General features: G+C 50.8%; 2 rRNA genes. Both read right to left on the bottom strand.

The features are described from left to right. Positions 1–117, bottom strand: a 5S ribosomal RNA gene (gene rrf / locus LDK34_RS12440). A gap of 64 nt (positions 118–181) precedes the next feature. Next, positions 182–3,101 (bottom strand): 23S ribosomal RNA (locus LDK34_RS12435). Between the last annotated feature and the right edge of the window lie 61 nt (positions 3,102–3,162).

Below are 3,162 nucleotides of genomic sequence, written 5' to 3'. Positions count from 1 at the left end.
GCATGGCGACGACCTACCCTCGCAGGGAGCGATCCCCCAACTACTCTTGGCGCGACGAAGCTTAACTTCCGTGTTCGGCATGGGAACGGGTGTATCCTTCGTGCCATCATCACCACACTCTGAGCGTTATCCACTCAAAACTGAATCATGATCTTCTTTTCTTTAACCGGACCACCACTTCGTGGTTAAGTCCTCGACCGATTAGTACTAGTCCGCTCCATGTGTCGCCACACTTCCACTTCTAGCCTATCTACCTCATCATCTCTGAGGGGTCTTACTTCCATATAGGAATGGGAAATCTCATCTCGAGGCGAGTTTCACACTTAGATGCTTTCAGCGTTTATCTCATCCATACATAGCTACCCAGCGATGCGCCTGGCGGCACAACTGGTACACCAGCGGTATGTCCATCCCGGTCCTCTCGTACTAAGGACAGCTCCTCTCAAATTTCCTGCGCCCGCGACGGATAGGGACCGAACTGTCTCACGACGTTCTGAACCCAGCTCGCGTACCGCTTTAATGGGCGAACAGCCCAACCCTTGGGACCGACTACAGCCCCAGGATGCGATGAGCCGACATCGAGGTGCCAAACCTCCCCGTCGATGTGGACTCTTGGGGGAGATGAGCCTGTTATCCCCAGGGTAGCTTTTATCCGTTGAGCGATGGCCCTTCCATACGGTACCACCGGATCACTAAGCCCGACTTTCGTCCCTGCTCGACCTGTCTGTCTCACAGTCAAGCTCCCTTGTGCCTTTACACTCTACAAATGATTTCCAACCATTTTGAGGGAACCTTTGGGCGCCTCCGTTACCTTTTAGGAGGCGACCGCCCCAGTCAAACTGCCTACCTGACACTGTCTCCCGCCACGCTAAGTGGCGCGGGTTAGAGTGGCCGTATAACAAGGGTAGTATCCCACGGTCGCCTCCTTCGAGACTAGCGTCCCGAGCTCTACGGCTCCTACCTATCCTGTACAAGTTATACAGACACCCAATATCAAGCTACAGTAAAGCTCCATGGGGTCTTTCCGTCCTGTCGCGGGTAACCCGCATCTTCACGGGTAATATAATTTCACCGAGTCTCTCGTTGAGACAGTGCCCAGATCGTTACGCCTTTCATGCGGGTCGGAACTTACCCGACAAGGAATTTCGCTACCTTAGGACCGTTATAGTTACGGCCGCCGTTCACTGGGGCTTCAATTCTGAGCTTCGCTTACGCTAACCCATCCTTTTAACCTTCCAGCACTGGGCAGGCGTCAGCCCCTATACGTCATCTTACGATTTTGCAGAAACCTGTGTTTTTGATAAACAGTCGCCTGGGCCTTTTCACTGCGGCTACACTTGCGTGCAGCACCCCTTATTCCGAAGTTACGGGGTCATTTTGCCGAGTTCCTTAACGAGAGTTCACTCGCTCACCTGAGGATACTCTCCTCGACTACCTGTGTCGGTCTGCGGTACGGGTAATTAAACTCTAACTAGAAGCTTTTCTCGGCAGCGTGACATCAACGACTTCCCTACTTGAATTTCGGTCCTCGTCACAGCTCAATGTTAAAGAAACAAGCATTTAACTCATCTCACACCTCACTGCTTGACCGGACATTTCCAATCGTCCGGATCGTTTAGCCTTCTGCGTCCCTCCATTGTTCAAACAAGTTTAACTAGTACAGGAATCTCAACCTGTTTTCCATCGACTACGCCTTTCGGCCTCGCCTTAGGTCCCGACTAACCCTGGGTGGACGAGCCTTCCCCAGGAAACCTTAGTCATTCGGTGGATCAGATTCTCACTGATCTTTCGCTACTCATACCGGCATTCTCACTTCTATGCGCTCCACCAGTCCTTACGATCTGGCTTCACCGCCCATAGAACGCTCTCCTATCGCGCCACTTACGTGGCACCCACAGTTTCGGTAATATGCTTAGCCCCGGTACATTTTCGGCGCAGAATCACTCGACTAGTGAGCTATTACGCACTCTTTAAATGGTGGCTGCTTCTGAGCCAACATCCTAGTTGTCTGTGCAACTCCACATCCTTTTCCACTTAGCATATATTTAGGGACCTTAACTGGTGATCTGGGCTGTTCCCCTTTCGACGGTGGATCTTATCACTCATCGTCTGACTCCCGGATAACACATCAATGGCATTCGGAGTTTATCTGAATTCAGTAACCCATGACGGGCCCCTAGTTCAAACAGTGCTCTACCTCCATGATGATTCATCCGAGGCTAGCCCTAAAGCTATTTCGGAGAGAACCAGCTATCTCCAAGTTCGTTTGGAATTTCACCGCTACCCACACGTCATCCCAGCCTTTTTCAACAGACACGGGTTCGGCCCTCCGGTGCGTATTACCGCACTTTCAGCCTGCACATGGGTAGGTCACCTGGTTTCGGGTTTACTTCAACATACTTAGACGCCCATTTCAGACTCGCTTTCGCTACGGCTCCGGTCTTTCCACCTTAACCTTGCATGTTAACGTAACTCGCCGGTTCATTCTACAAAAGGCACGCTATCACCCATTAACGGGCTCTAACTACTTGTAGGCACACGGTTTCAGGAACTATTTCACTCCCCTTCCGGGGTGCTTTTCACCTTTCCCTCACGGTACTGGTCCACTATCGGTCACTAGGGAGTATTTAGCCTTACGGGATGGTCCCCGCAAATTCCGACGGAATTTCACGTGCTCCGCCGTACTCAGGATCCTGAACTGAGGGACTTTGATTTCGTCTACGTGGCTCTCACACCCTATGGCGACGTTTCCCAACGTCTTCGACTATCAAGGTCTTTGGTAACTCAAATGTTCAGTCCTACAACCCCAAACTGCAAGCAGCTTGGTTTGGGCTGTTCCCCGTTCGCTCGCCGCTACTTAGGGAATCGATTTTTCTTTCTGCTCCTGTTGCTACTTAGATGTTTCAGTTCACAACGTCTACCTTCAACTAGAGTATGTATTCCCCTAGTGATAATCAGCGGTTAAACTGATTGGGTTTCCCCATTCGGAAATCTCCGGATCAAAGCTTACTTACAGCTCCCCGAAGCATATCGGTGTTAGTCCCGTCCTTCATCGGCTCCTAGTGCCAAGGCATCCACCGTGCGCCCTTTATAACTTAACCTAACAGTTCATACGAACTGCGGTTATGAGTTTAGCGATAAACAATTTAACTTGTTAAAAAA

The sequence above is a fragment of the Furfurilactobacillus milii genome (assembly GCF_021654115.1).
In the GTDB taxonomy this organism is placed as follows: Bacteria; Bacillota; Bacilli; order Lactobacillales; family Lactobacillaceae; genus Furfurilactobacillus; species Furfurilactobacillus milii.
Note: the sequence above shows the minus strand (reverse complement) of the source record. Positions and strands in the feature narration are given on the sequence as shown.